This is a genomic window from Pseudomonas sp. JL27(2026), assembly GCF_056933555.1.
This window is the reverse complement of sequence record NZ_CM167794.1, coordinates 3379745-3400494: the sequence shown is the minus strand read 5'-3', so window position 1 is coordinate 3400494 and position 20750 is coordinate 3379745. Positions and strand designations below refer to the sequence as shown.

Sequence of the window (20750 nt, the reverse complement as noted above, 5' to 3'; positions counted from 1 at the left end):
CGAATGCAAACTTATCTCATCAAGGTGCTGCGACGTCGGAGTAATACTTTGGGTCGAGCGACCATTTCTTTCGTTTGCGGTGCGAAGCAGCAATTGGGTGAAGCGTTACGCGAAAGACCCACTACAGTCTTCAGCGCAACGCCTTGGGTGAGACCCCGAAGCGTTTGCGAAACGCCGTGGAGAAATGCGCAGGGCTGTAACCCACGCGGTAAGCGGCGCACGAGACGTTGGTTTCGCCGCTGGCGAGCAACCGATAGGCCTCGCTCAGGCGCTGCTCCTGAAGGTAGGCATACACGCTGGTGCCGAACACCTGGCGGAAACCGGCAGTGAGTTTGCGCGGGTTGAGGCCGACCTGGCGCGAGAGTTCGGTCAGGGAGGGCGACGCTTGCAGCGAGCTGAGCAACAGGTCCCGTGCGGCATGAATGCGTTCGATATCGGCGCAGCTCACATGCTGCTCCTGCACGGGGCGCGATTCGGTTTGCGCGAGAATGCCTTCCACGCCCAGGGCCGTCAGTTCCAGCGCCTTGCCGCCCAGATAGAAGGAGCGGGTCGGGCCTTGCAGCGGGCAGGTGAATATCTGCTGGGCCAATGCCTGAAGGGATTTGCTCGCCGGTTGGCAGAACAACATCGGGCCGCCACCGCGTTTATTCAGCAACCGCTCTGGGTCGATCCCGACGCTGCGGATGGACGGGAAATCCAGTTGCACGGTGGTGTAGCGCACCGGCACGCCGCTGGCGAACAAGTGATCACCGCAGTACTCGCCCTGATTGGCCACCGCGCATAGGGTCGGGCCGCGGATCTCCACTTCTGGCTGACCTTCGACCCGGCAATTCAATTGGCCGCTGAGCACCAGAATGATCTTCAGGCCTTGCCACAGCGGTTCCTGCATCCAGACCTGGTTGTCCATCAGGACCGTGCCGGCAGACAGGCTGATTTCCGGCACCACGGTCGCCGCGCCGTTGTTCAGGCTGTTCGGGAAGTTAAGGGTGAAATCCTTTTGGGTGGGTGGCGGCGCAGCGTGAGTGCTGAGCATGACTAACTCCCTGTGGGCCAAAAAAGGTCGGTATACGCTAGCAGGAATTTTCCTACCTGTAATTAGGAATGATTATCCTTTAGCGCTCGATGCCATCTTCCGCACTTCCTGCGGCGCCTTTGAAAACGGGCTGTCTCGCAATCCAAAGAAAAAGCCGCGCAAACGAATGTCCTGCTCATTGCCGGCTGTCGGATTTTGACTATTAATAATCACTCTCATTACCAAGGACGACTGTTGGCCAGGGATGGCCCTCTCTGCGTGGCACCGAACTTCACCGTTTCGGTGATCAAGATCCGTTAGCACCAACGGGCACTCACTCAAATTTTGGCAGGCATCCCACGGGATGCCTCGGGCAGCTTTTTGCCCGCAAAAAACTTCTGGAGGCAGCATGAACATCATCGACGACAGCCAGGATTGTCCGAACTGGCCACAGGCCTTCGCGCAGCACTATCGCGAGGCCGGGTACTGGCGCGATGAGACCTTCGGCGATCTGTTGCGTGATTCGGCCCGGCGTTTTGCCGAGCGCGAGGCGCTGGTCGATGGTGCGCAGCGGTTGAGTTATCAGCAACTCGATGCCCGGGTCGACAGCCTGTGTGCCGGGTTGTTCGCGATGGGGTTGCGGGCCGGCGATAATGTGGTGGTGCAATTGCCCAACCGCAGCGCGTTCGTTGAAGTCTGCTTTGCCTTGTACCGACTGGGCGTGCGCCCGATTTTTGCCTTGCCGGCGCACCGGCATCTGGAGATCGGTCGCTTCTGCGCGTTTGCCAATGCACGGGCGTATTTGTGCGCCGACCAGGAAGCCGGTTTCGACTATCGCCACCTGGCTCGCAAGCTCAAGTCCGAGCACGCGGACTTGCAGTGGGTGGTCGTGGCGGGCGAGGCCCAGGAGTTTGTCGCGCTGGAGGCGCTGCACCTCGATGCCGCTCCGGCGCAGTGGCCATCCCCGGCGCCGGACGATGTGGCCTGTTTCCAGTTGTCCGGTGGCTCCACCGGGATTCCCAAACTGATTCCCCGGCGCCATAACGAGTACCTATACAACCTGCGTGCCAGCGCCGAGTTGTGCGGGTTATCGAGTCGCAGCGTGTACCTCGCGGCGTTGCCGATGGCCCACAACTTTACGATGTGCTGCCCGGGTTTCATGGGCACGCTTCTGGTCGGTGGGCGTGTGGTGCTGAGCGCCTCGCCCAGTGCCGAAACCTGCTTTGCGCTGATTGAGCACGAAGGCGTCACGCACACCGCCGTGGTGCCGCCGCTGGCGTTGGTCTGGCTCGACGCGGCCCAGGCTCGCGGTCGCGGAGTGCCGCAACTGGAGCTGTTGCAGGTGGGGGGCGCCAAGCTGAGTTTCGAGGCGGCGCGGCGTATCGAGCCCGTGCTCGAATGCCGCTTGCAACAGGTGTTCGGCATGGCCGAAGGCCTGATTTGCTACACCCATCCCGAGGACCCACCGCAACGAGTGCTGCATACCCAGGGCCACCCGCTGTCGCCAGCCGATGAAATCCGTGTTGTCGACGACTTCGATAACGAGGTGCCGGTCGGTCAGGTCGGCCAACTGTTGACCCGTGGTCCGTACACGATTCGCGGCTATTACCGACATCCCGACCACAACGCCCAGGCCTTTACCGCTGACGGTTTTTATCGCACCGGTGACCGGGTGGCCCTGACACCGGACGGCTACCTGATGGTCGAGGGGCGGGACAAGGATCTGATCAATCGCGGCGGTGAAAAAATTGCCGCCGAAGAGGTCGAAAACCTGCTGCTCAGCCACCCCGGCGTGGCCGATATTGCGCTGGTGGCGATGCCCGATGCGTACCTGGGCGAACGCACCTGTGCCTTCGTCATTCCACGCGGGGTAACGCCGCGCGCACCGGAGCTGTTGCGTCATCTGCGTGAGCAAGGGCTGGCGGCCTTCAAGCTGCCGGACCGGTTCGAGTTCATTGAAGCGTTCCCCCAGACCGGGGTCGGCAAAATCAGCCGCAAGCACCTGCGCGAAGCCATCCAGCAGCGTTACTTCGGTGCGCTTGAAGGAAGCGCTGCCCGTGGCTGAATACAACACGTTGCGTACGCTGCTGCGCCCGGTGCGCGGTCGCCTCTTGCTGGCGATGACCTTGCAGGCGGTGTCAGCGCTGGTCGGGGTTTTGCCATTCATTGCCGTCGCCGAGTTGGCACCGTTGCTGCTCAGCGGTCAGTTCGAACTGTCCCAGGCCCGCTGGTTGTTATTGGCCGGGGCCGCGGCACTGTTGCTGCGCTTGCTGGGGCTGAGCGCGGCGCTGCAAATCACCCATTTGGCCGACAGCGATTTGCAACGGGTGCTGCGCCAGCGTTTGGCCGATCACTTGGCGCGGGTGCCGTTGGCCTGGCTCGGTGGGCGTCAGGGAGAGAAGGTCAATCGGGTCCTGCTCGATGATGTTGGCGCCTTGCATCAACTGGTCGCGCACCTGCCGAACAATCTTGCGGCCGCGCTGGTGGCGCCGTTGGCGTGCCTGGTTTACCTGCTGAGCGTCAGCCTGCCGATGACGCTGGTGGTGATGCTGCCACCGGCCATTGCGCTGTGGCGTTTGCGCGCCTTGCGTTCGCGCGCTTATCAGGATGATCAAAAGGCGATGGGGGGGGCACTGGGCGATCTCTCGGCGGCGACCCTCGGTTATGTGCAGAGCATCGCCATGGTCAAGTCCTTTGGCCGGGCAGAGGCCGTGCAGCAGCGATTTTTCGGCGCGGTCGAGTCCTTTGCCGGTTTCTTCTCCCGGTGGGTCGAGCGTTGGGCCGGGCTTGCGGCCAGCGTCGAGGTGCTGCTGTCGCCGCTGTTGGTATTGGCGCTGGTGCTGGCGGCGGGAGCGTTGATGCTCGTGGCGGGTGTCATTCAGCCGGGTCAGTTGTTGCCGTTTGCCTTGCTCGGTCCGGCCCTCGCCGCGCCCGTCGCGGCCCTCGGGCATGGCGCCGATGCGCTGGTCCAGGGGCGTGCCGCGGCGATCCGGATTGCCGAGGTGTTGAACACCCCGGTGTTGCCGCAGCCGGCCCGTTCGCAGTCGCCTGCGGGGCGTGGGGTGAGGTTCGAACAGGTGGATTTTCGTTACCCGGACGGCACGCAGGTGCTGCACGGCATTGACCTGCACTTGAACCCCGGCACGTTGACCGCACTGGTCGGCGGCTCGGGGGCCGGCAAGTCGACACTCGCGACCCTGTTGGCGCGGTTTGCCGATGTCAGCGGCGGGGCCATTCGCATTGGCGGTGTCGACCTGCGCGACATGGACAGCGCCACGCTGTACCGCCAGGTGGCTTTCGTGTTCCAGGAGGTACGGATGCTGCGCACCACGGTACTCGACAACCTGCGTCTGGCGCGGCCCGAGGCAAGCCTGGCCGAGGTCGAAGAGGCGGCACGTGCGGCTCAGATTCATACGCGCATCAAAGCGTTGCCTGAGGGGTACGACACCCAACTGGGCACCGGGCTGCAACTGTCCGGTGGCGAAATCCAGCGGCTGGGTATCGCCCGCGCCATGCTCAGCGAGGCGCCGATCCTGGTGCTCGACGAGGCGACGGCGGCCAGTGATCCGGAGTCGGAAGCGGCCATTCAGCAGGCCCTGTCGCGTCTGGCCAAGGGACGCACGGTGCTGGTGATCGCCCATCGCCTGAGCAGCATTCAGGACGCCGACCAAATCGTGGTCCTTCAACACGGGCAGATCGTCGAACGCGGTCAGCACCAGGGCTTGCTGGAGCAACAGGGCGCCTATGCGGCGCTGTGGCAGGCCGAACAGTTTTCGGCCGAAGGGCTGGGGAGGGCGCAACCATGATTCGAGCACTATTGAGCAGTCTGCTGCCCCGCGAAGCGAGCCTGTTGCGTCGCGCATTAGTGGCCATGGCCGCCAGTGCGCTGGCCCAGGGGGCGGCGTTGGCACTCTTGCCGATGGCCTTCGCCCATGTGCTGGACGAGGGCGTGAATCGCCGGACCTGGGGGTGGGTCTTGGGGTTCGCACTGATGGCGATGGGGTGCCTGTGGTTGCGGCGGCACGCCCAACTGGCGGGCTACCGCGCCGGTGCAGGCGCGGCGCATGCGTTGAACCGGCGCATTGGCGAGAAGCTTGCGCAGTTGCCGCTGGAGTGGTTTGTCGAGCGTCGCAGCGCCGAACTCAATCGCCTGGTCAGCCACACGGTGCTGCAAATTATGAGCACCCCGGCGCACCTGTTGCAGCCGATGGCCAACGCACTGTTGACGCCGTTGGCATTGCTGATAGCGCTGTGTTTTTACGACCTTTCGATGGCCCTTGCGGCGCTGATCAGCGTGCCGTTTCTGTGGCTGTTCTATCGCTGGGGCGTGAGCTGGGGCGCTCAGGCCGAGGAGCGCAGTGACGCGGCGGCCAACGAGGCGGCGGCACGGGTCCTGGAGTTTCTGCGCCAACAACCGTTGTTGCGGGCCAGCGGGCGCAGTGTCGAAGGTTTCACCCTGCTCGCCGAGGCGCTCCAGGAACAACGCCGGACTCAGCGTCGCGCCCATTGGCGCACCTTTCCCGCCGCCCTCGGACTAGCGCTGGTGTTGCAGGCGAGCTACACCGCGATGCTGCTCTGTGGACTGTATGCCGTGCTCGGCGGCACCCTGGGTGCGGCGCAATACCTGGCGCTGGCGATTCTGGCCACCAGCCTGGTGGAGCCGATGAGTGCGCTGGTCAACCTTGGCACCACCCTTCGCCAGACCCGGCATGGCCTGAACAGCTTGCGTCATTTGCTCAATATCGCGCCATTGCCCGAGCCGCCGCAGCCGCGCCATGCCCAGGGGTATCACGTAGAAGTGGACGACGTGGCCTTGCTGCGCAACGGCAATCAGGTGCTTGAAGGCGTCAGCCTTGAACTGCGCGAGGGCTCGCTGAACCTGTTGGTGGGTGCCTCCGGCTCCGGCAAGTCGAGCCTGCTGCGGTTGATCGCACGTTTCAGTGACGTCAGCGCGGGCGCCATTCGGCTGGGCGGGGTCGACCTGCGGGAACTCTCGGCCACGGAGCGCGATGCGACGATGGCCCTGATGTTCCAGGACTGTCCGCCGCTGGCTGGCACCTTGCTCGAAAACCTTCGCCTGGGCTGTCCCGAGGCCCGGCAGGCGCAGCTCTTCGAGGCCGCACGCGCCACGGGCCTGGACCGGGTGGCCCAGCGTTTGCCGCAAGGCTGGCAAACCCGCCTGGGTGATGGCGGCGTGAGCCTGTCGGGGGGCGAACGTCAGTGCCTGGCATTGGCGCGGGTGCTGCTCAAGGACGCGCCACTGATCCTGCTCGACGAACCGACCGCGGCCCTCGATGCGGCCAGCGAAGCCTTGGTCAACCGCACGCTGTTGCAACTGTCGCAACGCCACACCGTGTTGCTGGTGACCCACAAACCGACGCTGGCGCCGTATGCCGATCAAATTTTCCTGCTGGATCAGGGGCACTTGCTCCAGCGCGGTACTCACAGCCAATTGATGGCGGCCCCCGGCCGTTATCGCGACCTGTTCCACGAGCGTGAAGCGGTCAACCGCTGGCGCTTGCGTGAAGCCTCTCCCGTATCCCAAAGGATCGTCCACCATGATCGATAACCCATCACTGGCACGCGTTCATCCTCCCGGTTGCGACCCTGCCACCCGTGGTCTGAGCCAGAGTCACGAGGGCCTGCGCCAAGGCATTGCCGACCTGTTGAACTATGAGCCCGAGGACCTTGAACCCGGTGCCTCGCTGATCGAGCAGGGGCTCGATTCAGTCAGCATCATGCGCCTGCCGGCCTTGCTCGGCCGTGAAGGCGTGCACGTGAGTTTTGCCGAACTGATCGAAAACCCCACGCTGGACGCCTGGTGGGCGCTGGTTGCGTCTCGCCAGTGCGCCCAGACGCTGGCGGTCATCACGCCGGTCGAGTCCGGCAGCGACTTTGCCTTGACCCCGTTGCAACAGGCCTATTGGTTTGGCCGTGACCCGGCGATGTCGCTGGGCGGTGTCGGTTGTCACCTGTATCAGGAACTCGATGGCCGCGACGTCGATGCGCCGCGACTGGAGCGCGCCGTGCGCAGCCTGTGCGAGCGACACCCGATGCTCAGGGCATGTTTCCTCAGCGACGCCTACCAACGCATCCTGCCGCAGAGCCCATGGCCGGGTTTGACCGTGCATGACCTTCGGTTGCTCGATGAGCGTGCCGTCACCGAGGCGTTGCTGAACACCCGCGAGGCATTGGCCCAGCGTTGCCTGAATGTGGCGGCCGGGGAAGTCTTCGACGTGCAGGTGAGCCTGTTGCCGAATGGCCAGACGCGCCTGCACCTGAACATCGACCTGCTGGTCGCCGACGTGTTGAGCATTCGGGTGTTGCTGCGCGATCTGGCGGCGTTCTACGCCGGTCAGGAAGCCACGCTGCCGACGCTGGAGTGGGACTTTGCGCGCTACCTGGGGGCCGAACGCGCCGCCCGAGCGCCCGCACTGGACAAGGCTCGGGACTACTGGCTCCAGCGTCTGGAGGATTTGCCGGACGGCCCGCAACTGCCCCTGGCCCAAGAGCCGCAGCAACTGGGCACGCCGCGTTTTCGGCGGCTGGCGATGCAACTCGACAGCGAGCAGTTGCAGGCACTGGAAAGCCGTGCCCGCCAACACGGTTTGACCCTGGCCAGCGTGCTGGCCTGCGCCTACAGCCAGGTGCTGGGACGCTGGAGCGCTAATCAGCGGTTCTTGCTGAACGTGCCGTTGTTCAACCGTCAGGAACTGCACCCGTGCGTCCCCGACCTGGTGGCGGACTTCTCCAATCTGGTGCTGCTGGAAGTCGATCTGCGTCAGGCCCACAGTTTTAGCGCCCAGGCGCAGGCTTTACAGGCGCAACTGCATCAGGACATCGCCCACAGTGCCTGGCCGGGTGTCGAGGTGTTGCGCGAACTGTCGCGGGCTCGCCAGGGCGGCGGTCAGGGAGCGCCGGTGGTGTTCGCCTGCAACCTCGGCCCGAGCTTCGTCGAGCCCACGTGCCGCGAGCACTTGGGCCAGCAGGGCTGGGCGTTGTCGCAGACACCCCAAGTGTGGCTCGACCACCAAAGCTATCCGCTGGAAGACGGTTTGCTGCTGAACTGGGACGCCGTCGATGGTTTGTTTCCCGAGGGCGTACTCGACGCCATGTTCGAGGGCTATCAACACCTGCTGCTGTGGCTTTGCGCCAATGAGTGGACCCAACAGCCGCCCTTGCCGCTGCCAGCGGCACAGCAGCAGGTTCGCCAACAGGTCAATGACACCCATGTCGAGTGGGCGGCGGGTGTGCTCCACACAGGTTTCTTCGAACAGGCCCGCGTGCACCCGGAGCGTGTCGCGCTGATCTGTGATCAGGGAACACTGAGTTACGCCGAGCTGTCCGCGCGGGCCTTGCAACTGGCGGGCGCGTTGAGTGAATGGGGCGTGCAGCGTGCCGACACCGTTGCGATCACATTGCCCAAAGGCCGGGATCAGGTGATTGCGGTGCTGGCCGTACTGGCGCTCGGCGCGGCCTATGTGCCGGTGGGGATCGAGCAGCCGCCCGCGCGCCGCGACGCCATCTACCAGCGCGCCGGGGTGCGCGTGGTGGTGACCGATCGTCAGCACCGTGATCGCGGCGTGTGGCTGGCGGATCTGCAAGTGATCGACCTGACCCTGGCTCAGCGTTATGCGCCGTTGCCACGGGAAGTGTCTGTTGCCCCGGAGGCGTTGGCCTATGTGATTTTCACCTCGGGCACCACCGGTGAACCCAAGGGTGTGGAGATCACCCATCAGGCAGCGATGAACACCATCGACGCCATCAACCAACGCTATGAGGTTGGCGCCACTGACCGGGTGCTGGGCGTCTCGGCGCTGGATTTCGACCTGTCGGTGTATGACCTGTTCGGCGTGCTGACGGTCGGCGGTGCGTTGGTGTTGCCGGCCGATGCGCAGCGCAAGGAGCCCGGGCAATGGCTTGAACTGATTCAACAGCACCACGTGACGCTGTGGAATTCGGTGCCGGCCTTGCTCGACATGCTCACCTTGCAAGTGCGTGAACCGCAGGCATTGCCGTCGTTGCGCCTGGCCATGGTGTCCGGGGATTGGGTCGGCCTGGACTTGCCGCAGCGCCTGCGTCACTGCGCGTCGGCCGATTGCCGGTTTATCGCCCTCGGCGGCGCGACCGAAGCGGCCATCTGGTCAAACGCCCAGGAAGTGCACGACGTTCCGGCCGCCTGGCGTTCGGTGCCTTATGGCCAACCACTGGAAAACCAGTGCTATCGGGTGGTCGATGCGTTGGGGCGCGATTGTCCGGATTGGGTGGCGGGCGAGTTGTGGATTGGCGGCGCGGGCGTTGCGCTTGGGTATCGCGGCCTGGCTTCGCTCAGCGCCCAGCGCTTTGTCGAGGACGGCGGCCAGCGTTGGTATCGCACTGGCGATCAGGGCCGCTACTGGCCGGACGGCACCCTGGAGTTTCTCGGGCGGCTGGACCAGCAGGTCAAGGTCCGTGGCTATCGAATCGAGTTGAGTGAAATCGATGTGGCGCTGGAGCGGCATCCCGCCGTTGCCCGCGCCGTGAGCCTGGTGCTGCCGGGCGCGACCGCGCAACTGGCGGCGGTGCTGGTCGCCCACCAAGGAGCCGACTTGCCCGAGTGCGGTGCGATGCGCCAATGGCTGGGTGAATCATTGCCCGAGCACATGCTGCCCGACAGTTGGCTGACCTTGCCCCAATTGCCGCTGAGCGCCAACGGCAAGGTCGACCGCGCGGCGTTGCTCTGGATGCTGTCCGAGCAGCGTCGCGGCGCAACGCCCCAGGCCGGCGAAGCCCCACAGGGCGAATGGGAACTGGCGGTGTCCGAACTCTGGCGCGAGATCCTCGATGTTCCGTCGTTGGGACGGCACCAAGGCTTCTTTGCCCTGGGCGGCAACAGCCTGCTGGCCGCCCGGTTGATCGAACGAATCGCCCGGCAGTTCAACCTTGAACTGTCACTCAAAGACTTTTTCAACGCGGCCACCGTGGCCCGGCAGGCGCAATTGATCGCCTCGCACCGGGAACACGGCCGCGCCAATCAGAATGCAATGGTGGAAGGTGCGCTATGACACTGCTCAAACTGCAACAGGAACTGGAAGAACTGGGCGTGGAACTCTGGGAAGAGCAGGGCAGCCTGCGTTACCGGGCCCCCGCAGGCGTGATGGACGATGCGCGGTTGCAACAGCTGCGTGAGCACAAGCAGGCCCTGCTGCAAGCCTTGGCCGACAACCGTATGCCGACGGTGAAGGCCGACCAGTCGGCGCGCTCCGAACCCTTTCCGCTGACCGATGTACAAGCCGCGTACCTGATGGGCCGCACGGGCGCGTTCAGTTATGGCGGGGTGGCGTGCCACGGTTATCTGGAGTTCGCCCTCAAGGACCTCGACCCGGCGCGCATGGAGCGCGCCTGGAACCAACTGATCGCCCGGCATGACATGCTTCGTGCCGTGGTGCTGGAAGACGGTTACCAGCGCATCCTGGCGCAGGTGCCGCATTACAGCGTGTCGGTGTATGACCTGCGCGAAGACGATGGCAGCGCGCTGGCGGCCATGCGTTCGCGGATGGAGCTGCGCCGGGCGGCGCCCGATCAATGGCCGCTGATTGAACTGAATATCAGCCAGGGCCTTGAAGAGTCGCGGTTGCACGTGTCGGTGGATTTGCTGGTGTGCGACTACCAGAGCGTGCGCATGCTGTTGGCCGAATTGCAGCGGGTCTATCGTGGCGAGACGCTGCCGGCACCGGCGGAGATCACCTTCCGCGACTACGTGCTGGGTGAGCGTCGTTTGCGCGAACAACCGCGTTATCAGCGCGATCGCCAGTATTGGTGGGCGCGCATGGACGCGTTGCCGGGTGCGCCGGAGTTGCCGCTGTTGGGCGAGCCCACCGGGCCGCATTTCAGCCGTCGGGCGTTCGCCCTCGAAGCTCGGGATTACAACGCGTTACGCCTGAATGCCGCCGATGCGGGCGTCGGCGTGTCTGCCGCGGTGCTGGCCTGCTACGCCGAAACTCTCGCGCTGTGGAGCCGCCGTGGGCATTTCTGCCTGAGCCTGACGCTGCTCAATCGCTTGTCCCTGCACCCGCAGGTCGACCGGTTGGTGGGGGATTTCAGTTCCGTGGAACTGCTGGAAGTCCACACCGCCCAGGGCGGCAGTTTTGCCCAGCGTACCCAAAGCCTGCAGGAACGCCTCTGGCAGGACATGGACCACCGCTTGTGTTCCGGCATTGAAGTGCTGCGTGAACTGGCCCGCCGCAAAGGGCGCGAAGCGGCGCTGATGCCGTATGCCTTCACCAGCACCCTGGGTGCGGGCGGTGAAAGTGGCGGCGGTGCCTTCATGCCGGGCGCCGAGCTGGTGCAGGGCATCAGCCAGACCCCGCAAGTGCTGATTGATTGCCAGGTCAGCGAGCGCGACAACGCCTTGGCAATCAACTGGGACATCCGCGAGGGCGTGTTGAGCGAGTCGATGCTCGACGCGATGTTCGACACCTTCGAACGCCTGCTCAAACGCCTGGCCCGTGAGCCTTCGGCCTGGACCCTGGAAAACTGCATCGAGCTGCCAGCGCAACAACGGCTGGAGCGCGAACTGGCAAACCACACCGTGGCGCCGATGCCCGAGGGGCTGCTGCATGAGCCGTTCTGGCGTCAGGCGGCGGCCGAACCGCAGCGCGTCGCGGTGATTCAGGGCGAGCGCCAACTCAGTTACGCCGAGTTGGCCGGACGTGCCGAGGCACTGGCCCAGGTGCTGCTGGCCGACGGTTGCCAGCCCGGCGAACGGGTGGCGGTGTGCATGGACAAGGGCATCGAACAAGTGGTGGCGGTGCTCGGGATTCTACGGGCCGGCGCGGCGTATTTGCCGCTGGACACCAACCAGCCCGAGGCGCGCCGTGGGTTGATCCTGGACAACGCCGACGTCGGTCGGGTTGTCAGTCAGTCCTGGTTGAGCGAGCACCTGAGCTGGCCGGCCCGCGTGACGCAAGTGGTGTACGCCGACCAGTTGCCGGGCGCCGCGAGCCTTGAGTTGCCGACGCCTGCCGTCGATCCGCAACAACTCGCCTACGTGATCTACACCTCGGGTTCCACCGGTATTCCCAAAGGTGTGATGATCAGCCACCGCGCCGCGTTGAACACGGTGGTGGACATCAACCAGCGGTTTGCCATCCACCGTGATGATCGGGTGTTGGCGCTGGCCAGCCTCGGTTTCGACCTGTCGGTCTACGACATCTTCGGCCTGCTGGCGGTGGGCGGCGCACTGGTGCTGCCGGACCCGCAACGCCGCGCCGATCCGTCCCACTGGGCCGATTGTGCCGCCCGCCACGGCGTCACGTTGTGGAACTCGGTGCCGGCGCAATTGCAGATGCTCGCGCATTACCTGCAAGCGGTCCCGCAAGCCACCCCGAAAAGTCTGCGTCTGGCCTTGTTGTCGGGTGACTGGATCCCGTTGAACCTGCCAGCGGAAATGGCAGCGCTGATTCCGCACCTGCAACTCATCAGCCTGGGCGGCGCCACGGAAGCGGCGATCTGGTCGATCTACCACCCGATCACCGAAGTCGACCCGCAATGGCGCAGCATTCCCTACGGCATGCCATTGGCCAACCAGCGTTTCATGGTGCTCGATGAGCAGGGCCGCGACCGTCCGCAAGGTGTCGCGGGCGAGTTGTACATTGCCGGTGAAGGCCTTGCCCTGGGTTACCTGGGCGATGAGCAAAAAACTGCCGAACGCTTTGTCGAGCATCCCGCCACAGGGGAGCGCTTGTACCGCACCGGCGACCTGGGGCGTTATCAGGCTGGCGGGGTGATTGAGTTCCTGGGGCGTGATGATTTCCAGGTCAAGGTGCGTGGGCATCGCATCGAACTGGCGGAAGTCGAAAGCGCATTGCTGGCCCACCCCGACGTGGAGTCGGCGGTGGTGGTGGCGCAGGGCGAAGGCGCGCTGGATCGACGTCTGCAAGCCTGCCTGCGGGCGGTGCGTCGCACCACGCCCATGGCTTGGCCAGAACACCTGGAAGCACGGGTAAACGCAGCGGCCGCGCGGGTCAAAGGCTCGCTCGACGATGCCGCCATTCGTGAGATGTCGGCGTGTGTCGAACGGGCTGCGCTGTTGTCCATGGGCATCGCCTTGCAGCGCCCGGGCCTGTTCGAACAACCGGGCACGCGCCACGGCCTGGAGCAGATCATGGCGACCTGCGAAGTGGCGCCGCGCAACGAACGGTTGATCCGCCGCTGGTTGCACGCGTTGCAACGCGAAGGTCTGGTCGAGCGCGACGAGCGCACGGGCCAATACCATTCCCTGCGCACCGAGCGCGCGGAACATCAACAGCTGTGGCAACGCATTGATGCACTGGATGCGGTCGTTGGCTGGGGCGCGGAAGTCCTGCGTTACCTGCGCGAAAGCCAGGAGCATCTGCCGGCCTTGATGAGCGATCAACTTGATCCGCTGCACTTGTTGTTCCCCGAAGGGCGCACCGACACGGCCGAAGGCGCGTACCGCAAAAACCTCATCAGCCAATACCTGAACCAGGCAGTGTGTGCGGCGGTGCAGGAAATCGCCCGGCTGCGTCCGGCCGGGCAACCGCTGCGGCTGCTGGAAATCGGCGCCGGGGTGGGTGGCACCAGTGCCGACCTGATTCCCGCGCTGGACGGCTTGAACGTGGAGTACCACTTCACTGACCTGTCGCAGTTTTTCCTCAACGAGGCCCGCGAGCATTTTGCCGGGTTCCCGTGGGTCAGCTTCGGCCTGTTCGACCTCAACCAGGATCACTGGGGCCAGGGCGTCGCGGCCAACTCGCTGGACGTGATCCTGTGCGCCAACGTGCTGCACAACTCGCGTCACGCCGCCAAGGTGCTGGCGCGTCTGCGGGAAATGCTCGCGCCTGGTGGCTGGCTGATCTTTATCGAGGCCACGCGTGACACCTACCAGATCATGGCGTCCATGGAATTCAAGGAAGGCCTGACCGCGTTCGAAGACTTCCGGCTGGAGCAGGACACCACGTTCATCCGTCGTGAGCAGTGGCAACAGTTGTTGTCCGACGCCGGGGCCGATACACCGTTGTGCCTGCCAGCGGCGCAGGATGCGATGTCGGACATCGGCCAGCATCTGTTCATTGCGCGGTTCAAAAGCGATCGCGCAACCCTTGATGCCACACAGATGCGCGATCACTTGAGCCTGCAATTGCCGGATTACATGGTGCCGGCCGAATGGCTGGTGCTCGATGACATGCCGTTGACGGCCAACGGCAAGGTCGATCGTTCGGCACTCGCCAGCCTGGGCCTGGCCGGGCCGGAGCAGTCGGTCAGCAGCGGCGCGGCACCGGTCGACGAACTGGAACGCAGCATTGCCGCGATCTGGCAGGAGTTGCTGCGGGCACCAGCGGTGGGGCGTGATCAGGGGTTCTTCGAACTCGGTGGCGACTCGTTGTTGGTGGCGCAGGTGGTGGGGCGTATACGCGAACGCTTGCCGCAGGCGCGGCAGGTGCCGTGGGGCGACTTGCTGCGTCAGTTGATCAATCAGCCAACCGTTGCGGCACTGGCCGACTACATCCGCCAGCAGCAGGACGACTCGGCCAGCGGTTCGCCATTGGTGCGCATACGCGACGAAGCCCGGGGCCTGACGCGGATTTTCGTCCACGACGGCAGCGGCACCCTGGCACCGTACCGGGCGTTGTTCGCCGCGCTCGGCGAAGAGGCGCCGCTGGAAGGGCTGGTGCTCAACGATGTGCCTGGTTACCTGGCGCTGGCGCCGGCCACGGCGATTCGGCAATTGGCCGAACGCTATGCCGACACCTTGCAGGCTGAGGGCCGTCAGCAAGTGAGCATCGTCGGTTATTGCCTGGGTGGCCTGCTGGCCACGGAACTGGCGACCTGCCTGCGTGCCCGCTCGATTGAGGTGGTGCAGTTGGCGGTGATCAGCAGTTACCGGGTGCCGTTCATGATCGAGGACGACCTGCTCGCCGAGTATGTGTTCGCCCGGGTCATGCAAGCCGATCCGCAGGCGCTGGGTTACCCTGCCGATGAGCAATCCATGGAACGGGCCATCAGCCGGGTGCTGCAACAGACACCGGGGCGTGTGCCGCAAGGTTCGCTGCTGGCCCTGAGCGATGAGCCGCAGAGTGCAGCGGCGCTGGCCTGCCTGCGGCAGTTGGCGCTCCAGACCCGCGAGCAACGTTTGCAGGCAATTGCCCGGCAGATGCGCCACGCCGGTTCGCAACTCAGCGACCTCACCTGGCTGCACGAGCAACTTGAAGTGTTGCGCCACAGCCTGGCTGCTGTCGCGATGCACGAGGCCACACCGTATGACGGCGACATGCTGTTCATTCGCCAGAGCGGTGAAGTCCAGGTCCTGCCGGGCATGCATCGGGACATGAGCGCCTATTGGCAGGCCCTGTGCCTGGGTGAACTGCGGGTGGTGGACGTGCCGGGGGATCACTTCACCTGCATGGAAAGTCCGCAAGTGGATGCCGTCGCGCGGGCCTTTGATACGCAGGTCGAGGTGGCGGCATGACCGGCGCCTGTGTCGGGCTGGTCGGCGCTTATGGCCAGGTCGGGCGTCAGGTGGCGATGCTGTTGAATCAGCATTGCCGCTTGCGGCTCGGCGGCCGCGATGTGCAGCAGGCGCAGCGCCTCAATGCCGAACGCTTGCAGGGACGGGCGACGGTCATGGCGCTGGACCTGTGGGATGACCGCAGCCTGGAAGCGTTTTGCGCCGGTTGCTCGCTGGTTATCAATTGCGCCGGCCCCAGCTACCGGGTGCTCGACCGCGTGGCCCGCGTGGCGCTGGCCGCAGGCGCCGATTACCTCGACGTCGGTGGTGATGATCCGTTGCATGAATTACTGCAAGGCCAGATACCGCCCGGCCGACGGGTGCTGTTGTCGGCGGGGATGTTGCCGGGGTTGAGCGCGCTGTTTCCGCAGGTGGTGGGCGCCGGTTTCGAACAGATCGACGTCATGCGCTGCTATGCCGGTGGGTTGGGCGAGTTGTCGACGACGGCTGCCGAAGATTTTCTGCTCAGCCTCGGCAATGGCTATGGCCAGGCGCTGGTGGGCTGGTCCGAAGGCCATCTGGTCAAGGCTCATCATGCGTTGGACGAAGCCTTCGAACGGCCCTGGTTGTCGGGGCCGATGCTGGCTTATCCCTACCTCAGCGGCGAGCAGCAGCGGTTGTTTGCCGACATGAATGTGGGGCAGGGGCTGGGCTTTAACCTGTTTGCCGGCGAGCACCTGGCGGCGACCTTGCAACGGATTCAGGGCGCCGCTCCTGAAACGCGCGAGTGCCCGGAAAACGTGGCCGCACTGGTGCGCGCCAGTCGACTGGACGTGGCTGGCCGAACGCCGTTTCAGCTTATGGCCGTGGAGGTCGAAGGGCTGCGTGACGGTCAGGTGCAGCAGGCCAGCGGCTGGTTGCGTGCGGTGGATGGCTCAGCGCTGACCGGCACGGTGGCGGCGCTGTGCGCGTTGCAACTGCCGCAGTTGCCCGCCGGTTTGCATTACGCCGCTCAAGTCCTGTCGGCGCAGCACTGTGTGGAGCAAGTGCGCCAATGGTTGCCCGAGGTTCGCTTGCAGGTGCAGAGCGGCGTGCGGCAAGGCGCAGCGGTCGAGGAGGGAGCACTATGAGAAAACTGGCAGCGACCAGCCCTTGGCTGCGGCGCTTCGAGGTGCATCAGCCGCCGCGTTGTCGCTTGGCCTGCTTCCCTCACGCGGGCGGCTCCGCGAGCTTTTTCAATGACTGGCGACATGCCTTGCCCGCCGACATCGAACTGGTGGCGGTGCAGTATCCGGGGCGCGAAGAGCGTCTGGCGGAAACCTGGCCGGGCAGCCTGGAGTGGATGGCCGGGCATATTGTCCGGGCACTGTCGGGGTTGCTCGACCGGCCGCTGGCGCTGTTCGGCCACAGTATGGGCGCGGCGGTGGCGTATGAAGTGGCGCAACGGTTGCAGTGCCAGGGTGCCAGCGTGGAACGCTTGATTGTCTCGGCGCACCCGGCGCCGCACCGCCAGCGCCTGAGCCAACTGCACCTGGGACCGGATGAGGGGTTGTTGGCCGATGTACGTCGGCTCTCCGATGGTACGCCGTCGCTGCTCGACGACCCGAAACTGCGGGAGTTGTACTTGCCGGCGCTGCGCAACGACTACCGGTTGATCGAATCCTACCGGGGCAATGTCAGCGAACCGCTGAACACTCCGCTGAGCGTTTGCCTGGGCGAGGCGGACAGCGAAGTCGATGAACACGAAGCCCAGGCCTGGGCCGAAGTGACCCGCGAGCCGACCGATATCAAGACCTTCGCGGGTGGGCACTTCTATCTGCGCGAGCAGCAGCCCGCCCTGATCCGTCATCTGGACAGCGTGCTGGGCAATTTTGCCGAGCCGTCCTGGCAGCGCTGGCCTTCGACGCCTTGAACCTTTATCTGGCAGAAACCGACATGAAAACACCTGAACACTGCACCGGCCTGGACGATGTGCGTCTGGGCATCGACACCCTCGATGAACAGATCATCCAGGCCCTGGGCCTGCGGCTCGCTTATGTGAAGGCGGCTGCACAATTCAAACCCACCGAGGCCAGCATCGCCGCCCCGGAACGCGTGGCGGCGATGCTTCCCGAACGTCATCACTGGGCCGAACGCGAAGGGCTTGATCCGGCGTTCATCGTTCCTCTGTTCGCGCAGATCATTCAGTGGAACATCGACCAGCAAGTGCTGCACTGGCGCGCTACGCAGCGGCTGAAAACAGGAGCCCCCCATGAATAGCCAACGCCTGCCCGGTTTGACCGACGCGCTGCACCAGGCCGAGCAACGCGCCCGCCGAACAGGCCAACCGGTGCTGGCGATTTTCAGCCAGCCGTGCGAGCGGCTCGACCCGCTGAGGCTGTTCGCCGCGAGCCGGCAGATGCTCGGGCAAAGTCTGCTGTGGCACACCGACAAGGGCGCGATGTCGCGGGTGGGGTTTGGGTGCACGGAAGAGATCAGCCCGCCCGCGACGGAGCGTTTCAGTGACAGCGCCCGCCAGTGGCAACAGTTGCTCAGCCAGGCGGAAATTGTCGGGCCTTGTCAGCCGTTGCTGTGCGGCGGCTTTGCGTTCGACCCTCAAGTGCCGCGCAGTACCAAGTGGCAATCATTTTCGGCCACGTCATTGGTGTTGCCGCGCATCCTGGTGCAGCGCGACGGCGAGCAGCAGCACGTGTTGTTCAGTCAATGGATGGAGCCGGGGGCCGACGCGAGCCGACGGGCGCAAAGCCTGGAGGCCGAATGGAAAATGGTCCTGGCCCGTTACGCTCACTCGCCACGGTTCAGCGCGCCGGCCGGCACGGCGTCCCATGAGGACATCATCGACCCTCAGGCCTGGCAGGACGGCGTCGCTGCGGCGGTACAACGGATCAGCGAGGGGGCGATGCACAAGGTGGTGCTGGCGCGTGAAGTGCGTTTGCGCACGCCGCGCAACATCCCTTGCGGACCACTGCTGGAGAATCTGCGCGAGGCTTATCCGTCGGCCTGCCTGTTTGCCTTCAGTCGTGGCGACAGCTGTTTTCTCGGGGCCTCCCCCGAACGCCTGGTGCGGGTCGCCCGTGGCAACTTGAGCACCGTGGCGCTGGCCGGCACTTGCCCGCGAGGCAGCCATGAACAGCAGGATGCCGAGTGGGGGCAGCAGTTGCTCAACAGCGACAAGGACCGGCATGAACACGCACTGGTGGTGCAAACCCTGCGCGATTCATTGCAGCCGTATTGCGCGGTGCTGGAGATTCCCGCGCAGCCGCAGTTGCATCGACTGGCTCATGTGCAACACCTGCTGACCCCGGTGTTGGGGCGAGTGCGGCCGGGTGTCGATGTGCTGCAACTGGTGCAGGCGCTGCACCCGACCCCGGCAGTCGGTGGGTTGCCACGGGACGCGGCGATGCGCTACATCCGCGAGCATGAACAGCTGGACCGCGGCTGGTACGCCGCGCCGGTCGGCTGGCTGAATGCCGAGGGCGACGGCGAGTTTGCCGTGGCGCTGCGCTCGGCGTTGTTGCGCGGGCCTGAGATTCATCTGTTTGCCGGCTGTGGCATTGTGGCCGAGTCCGACCCACGCAGTGAGTACGAGGAAACCTGCTGGAAGCTCAAGACCATCGGTGAAGCCTTGCAACCTTGTGACGTGGCGCAGGCCGGGCGAACCGAGGCCTGAGTGCTGTCGGTGTCCGGTGCGCCGGGTGAGCGAATCAGCGGGCTTCATGCTGTTTGCGATAAGCCCCCGGTTGCACGCCAACCGCTTTGGTGAAGGCGCGAGTAAACGCGGCGATGGACTGATAACCCACTGCCGCGCAGACCTGCTCCACGGTGTTGTTGGCCTTGAGCAACTGACAGGCATGACGAATGCGCAGGGCCAACAGCACCTGGCCGGGAGACTGTCCGGCCAGCTCGCTGAAACGCTTGAAAAACGCCGAGCGCGACAGGCCGGTGCAGGCGGCCATGCTTTCCAGCGGCCAGGGTTGTTCGGGACGCTGGATCAACTGTTCCAGCAACAGGGCAAAGGCCGGATGCCGGGCCAGCGCCACCAGACCGCCGAGGTTCTGGTTGTCGGCCACGTGCTGGCGCAACACATACAAAAACAGCAGATGACTCAGCCGCTCCAGCAGCGTCGACGAGGGCGCGGGTTGGCGTTGGCACTCTTGCAGAATCAGTTCGAACAGCGCCCGGGCAGCACTCGATGAGGGATCGCCAGCACGCAGGATGATCCGTGCAGGCAGCGCCTCAATGATCAGGGACGACAACCCCGACTGGAAATGAAAGAAACCGCAGACCAGACCGACACCGTCCTGGGCCTCACTGTCCAGCGCCGTCATGGGCTGGCGTGGCTGCTGATGGGCCGCGTCGCGGTGTTCGGCGCTGGACAACCGGTAATCCAGGTCGCGCAACAGGAACACCCCGTCCCCGGCATTCAGGCGCTGCGCCTGATCCTCGCCTTCGATGTGCAACCAGCAATGACCTTGCACCACCAGGTGGAAACTGGCCCGCGCCAACCCATGGGTGCTGGCGTGCCAGCCACCGCAATAACGCCCGACATGGAACAGGCTCGCGTCGAGTTCAAGACTTTCTAATAACCAATCAACCAGTGGGCTGGACGAAATCATCTAATGGAAACACTCAGGAGCAAGTAATCGCTACTTTAGAATATGGATCGGAATTCTTATAACCAACAGACTTGCCGGACACCTATACAGCAGGAGTTCCGCCATGTCGCGCATCACCCTACACACACTGCACAGCGCCCCTGAAGCGGCGAAGCCCTTTCTGGAAAACGCGCAGAAGAACTCCGGGTTTATCCCGAACCTGCTGGGCGTGCTGGCCAATGCGCCGGCGGCGCTGGAAACCTACGTTACGGTATCGGCGCTCAATGGCAAAGCCGAGCTGAGCCTGGCCGAGCGGGAGGTGGTGCAACTGGTGGCTGCCACCACCCATGGCTGCGATTTCTGCGTGGCCGGGCACACGGCGGTGGCACTGAACAAGGCCAAGTTGCCGGACGACGTGGTCAGCGCCTTGCGGGCCCAGCAGGCGTTGCCGCTGGAAAAACTCGAAGTGCTGGCGGCGTTTACGCGAGAGGTGATCGCCACGCGCGGCAATGTCAGCGATCAGGTGTTCAGCGAGTTCAAGGAGGCGGGTTACAGCGAAGGCAACGCCCTGGAAGTGATCCTCGGGGTGAGCCTGGCCACCCTGTGCAACTTTGCCAACGTCTTCGCGCGCACGCCGCTCAACCCTGAGCTGGGTGCCTACCGCTGGCAAGCTTCGGGTCAATGATTCAACGGC

The 20750-nt window shown here is 64.6% G+C and carries 12 protein-coding genes; 10 read left to right on the top strand and 2 right to left on the bottom strand.

Annotated features, from left to right (window positions below; translation table 11 throughout):
• Window positions 1–130: 130 nt before the first annotated feature.
• Complete coding sequence (locus AC1Z1G_RS15440; protein ID WP_483620929.1) at window positions 131–1033, bottom strand: helix-turn-helix domain-containing protein; 903 nt, start codon at window positions 1031–1033, stop codon at window positions 131–133.
• Between the two features lie 388 nt (window positions 1034–1421).
• Between AC1Z1G_RS15440 and AC1Z1G_RS15435 the strand changes: the two genes are divergently transcribed.
• The 9 genes from AC1Z1G_RS15435 to AC1Z1G_RS15395 are packed head-to-tail and all read left to right on the top strand — an operon-like array spanning window position 1422 to window position 19131.
• Complete coding sequence (locus AC1Z1G_RS15435; RefSeq protein WP_483620928.1) at window positions 1422–3077, top strand: (2,3-dihydroxybenzoyl)adenylate synthase; 1656 nt, start codon at window positions 1422–1424, stop codon at window positions 3075–3077.
• Window positions 3070–4818: an ABC transporter ATP-binding protein gene (locus AC1Z1G_RS15430; RefSeq protein WP_483620927.1), complete on the top strand. Its 1749-nt coding sequence runs from the start codon at window positions 3070–3072 to the stop codon at window positions 4816–4818. Before AC1Z1G_RS15435 ends, AC1Z1G_RS15430 begins: the two co-directional genes overlap by 8 nt.
• Entirely contained in the window at window positions 4815–6581 is a 1767-nt protein-coding gene (locus tag AC1Z1G_RS15425) for an ABC transporter ATP-binding protein (protein ID WP_483620926.1), read from the top strand. Before AC1Z1G_RS15430 ends, AC1Z1G_RS15425 begins: the two co-directional genes overlap by 4 nt.
• Window positions 6571–10056, top strand: a complete 3486-nt coding sequence (locus AC1Z1G_RS15420) for a non-ribosomal peptide synthetase (protein WP_483620925.1) — start codon at window positions 6571–6573, stop codon at window positions 10054–10056. The genes AC1Z1G_RS15425 and AC1Z1G_RS15420 overlap by 11 nt, the downstream gene beginning before the upstream one ends.
• The gene (locus tag AC1Z1G_RS15415; RefSeq protein ID WP_483620924.1) at window positions 10053–15482 is read left to right on the top strand and encodes a non-ribosomal peptide synthetase; all 5430 of its coding nucleotides are present in this window, start codon (window positions 10053–10055) and stop codon (window positions 15480–15482) included. Before AC1Z1G_RS15420 ends, AC1Z1G_RS15415 begins: the two co-directional genes overlap by 4 nt.
• Window positions 15479–16591: a saccharopine dehydrogenase NADP-binding domain-containing protein gene (locus AC1Z1G_RS15410; RefSeq protein WP_483620923.1), complete on the top strand. Its 1113-nt coding sequence runs from the start codon at window positions 15479–15481 to the stop codon at window positions 16589–16591. Before AC1Z1G_RS15415 ends, AC1Z1G_RS15410 begins: the two co-directional genes overlap by 4 nt.
• The gene (locus tag AC1Z1G_RS15405) at window positions 16588–17373 is read left to right on the top strand and encodes a thioesterase II family protein (RefSeq protein WP_483620922.1); all 786 of its coding nucleotides are present in this window, start codon (window positions 16588–16590) and stop codon (window positions 17371–17373) included. Before AC1Z1G_RS15410 ends, AC1Z1G_RS15405 begins: the two co-directional genes overlap by 4 nt.
• Before the next feature lie 23 nt (window positions 17374–17396).
• A complete protein-coding gene (locus AC1Z1G_RS15400; RefSeq protein WP_483620921.1) occupies window positions 17397–17720 on the top strand; it encodes an isochorismate lyase in 324 nt (107 codons plus the stop codon).
• Window positions 17713–19131 carry an isochorismate synthase gene (locus AC1Z1G_RS15395; protein ID WP_483620920.1) on the top strand — a complete coding sequence of 473 codons (1419 nt, stop codon included), beginning with the start codon at window positions 17713–17715 and terminating at the stop codon, window positions 19129–19131. The genes AC1Z1G_RS15400 and AC1Z1G_RS15395 overlap by 8 nt, the downstream gene beginning before the upstream one ends.
• A gap of 34 nt (window positions 19132–19165) precedes the next feature.
• Here the strand turns inward: AC1Z1G_RS15395 and AC1Z1G_RS15390 are convergent, their stop codons facing one another.
• On the bottom strand, window positions 19166–20077 hold the full coding sequence (locus tag AC1Z1G_RS15390) for a cupin domain-containing protein (RefSeq protein ID WP_483620919.1): 912 nt from the start codon (window positions 20075–20077) through the stop codon (window positions 19166–19168).
• A gap of 103 nt (window positions 20078–20180) precedes the next feature.
• Between AC1Z1G_RS15390 and AC1Z1G_RS15385 the strand changes: the two genes are divergently transcribed.
• A complete protein-coding gene (locus AC1Z1G_RS15385; protein WP_483620918.1) occupies window positions 20181–20741 on the top strand; it encodes a carboxymuconolactone decarboxylase family protein in 561 nt (186 codons plus the stop codon).
• Window positions 20742–20750 lie beyond the last annotated feature (9 nt).

Bases quoted from the DNA above. Each gene is read 5' to 3' on its own strand.
- AC1Z1G_RS15405 (WP_483620922.1), top strand. From the start codon at position 16,588: ATGAGAAAACTGGCAGCGACCAGCCCTTGGCTGCGGCGCTTCGAGGTG.
- AC1Z1G_RS15395 (WP_483620920.1), top strand. From the start codon at position 17,713: ATGAATAGCCAACGCCTGCCCGGTTTGACCGACGCGCTGCACCAGGCC.
- AC1Z1G_RS15400 (WP_483620921.1), top strand. From the start codon at position 17,397: ATGAAAACACCTGAACACTGCACCGGCCTGGACGATGTGCGTCTGGGC.
- AC1Z1G_RS15440 (WP_483620929.1), bottom strand. From the start codon at position 1,033: ATGCTCAGCACTCACGCTGCGCCGCCACCCACCCAAAAGGATTTCACC.
- AC1Z1G_RS15390 (WP_483620919.1), bottom strand. From the start codon at position 20,077: ATGATTTCGTCCAGCCCACTGGTTGATTGGTTATTAGAAAGTCTTGAA.
- AC1Z1G_RS15435 (WP_483620928.1), top strand. From the start codon at position 1,422: ATGAACATCATCGACGACAGCCAGGATTGTCCGAACTGGCCACAGGCC.
- AC1Z1G_RS15415 (WP_483620924.1), top strand. From the start codon at position 10,053: ATGACACTGCTCAAACTGCAACAGGAACTGGAAGAACTGGGCGTGGAA.
- AC1Z1G_RS15425 (WP_483620926.1), top strand. From the start codon at position 4,815: ATGATTCGAGCACTATTGAGCAGTCTGCTGCCCCGCGAAGCGAGCCTG.
- AC1Z1G_RS15385 (WP_483620918.1), top strand. From the start codon at position 20,181: ATGTCGCGCATCACCCTACACACACTGCACAGCGCCCCTGAAGCGGCG.
- AC1Z1G_RS15410 (WP_483620923.1), top strand. From the start codon at position 15,479: ATGACCGGCGCCTGTGTCGGGCTGGTCGGCGCTTATGGCCAGGTCGGG.
- AC1Z1G_RS15420 (WP_483620925.1), top strand. From the start codon at position 6,571: ATGATCGATAACCCATCACTGGCACGCGTTCATCCTCCCGGTTGCGAC.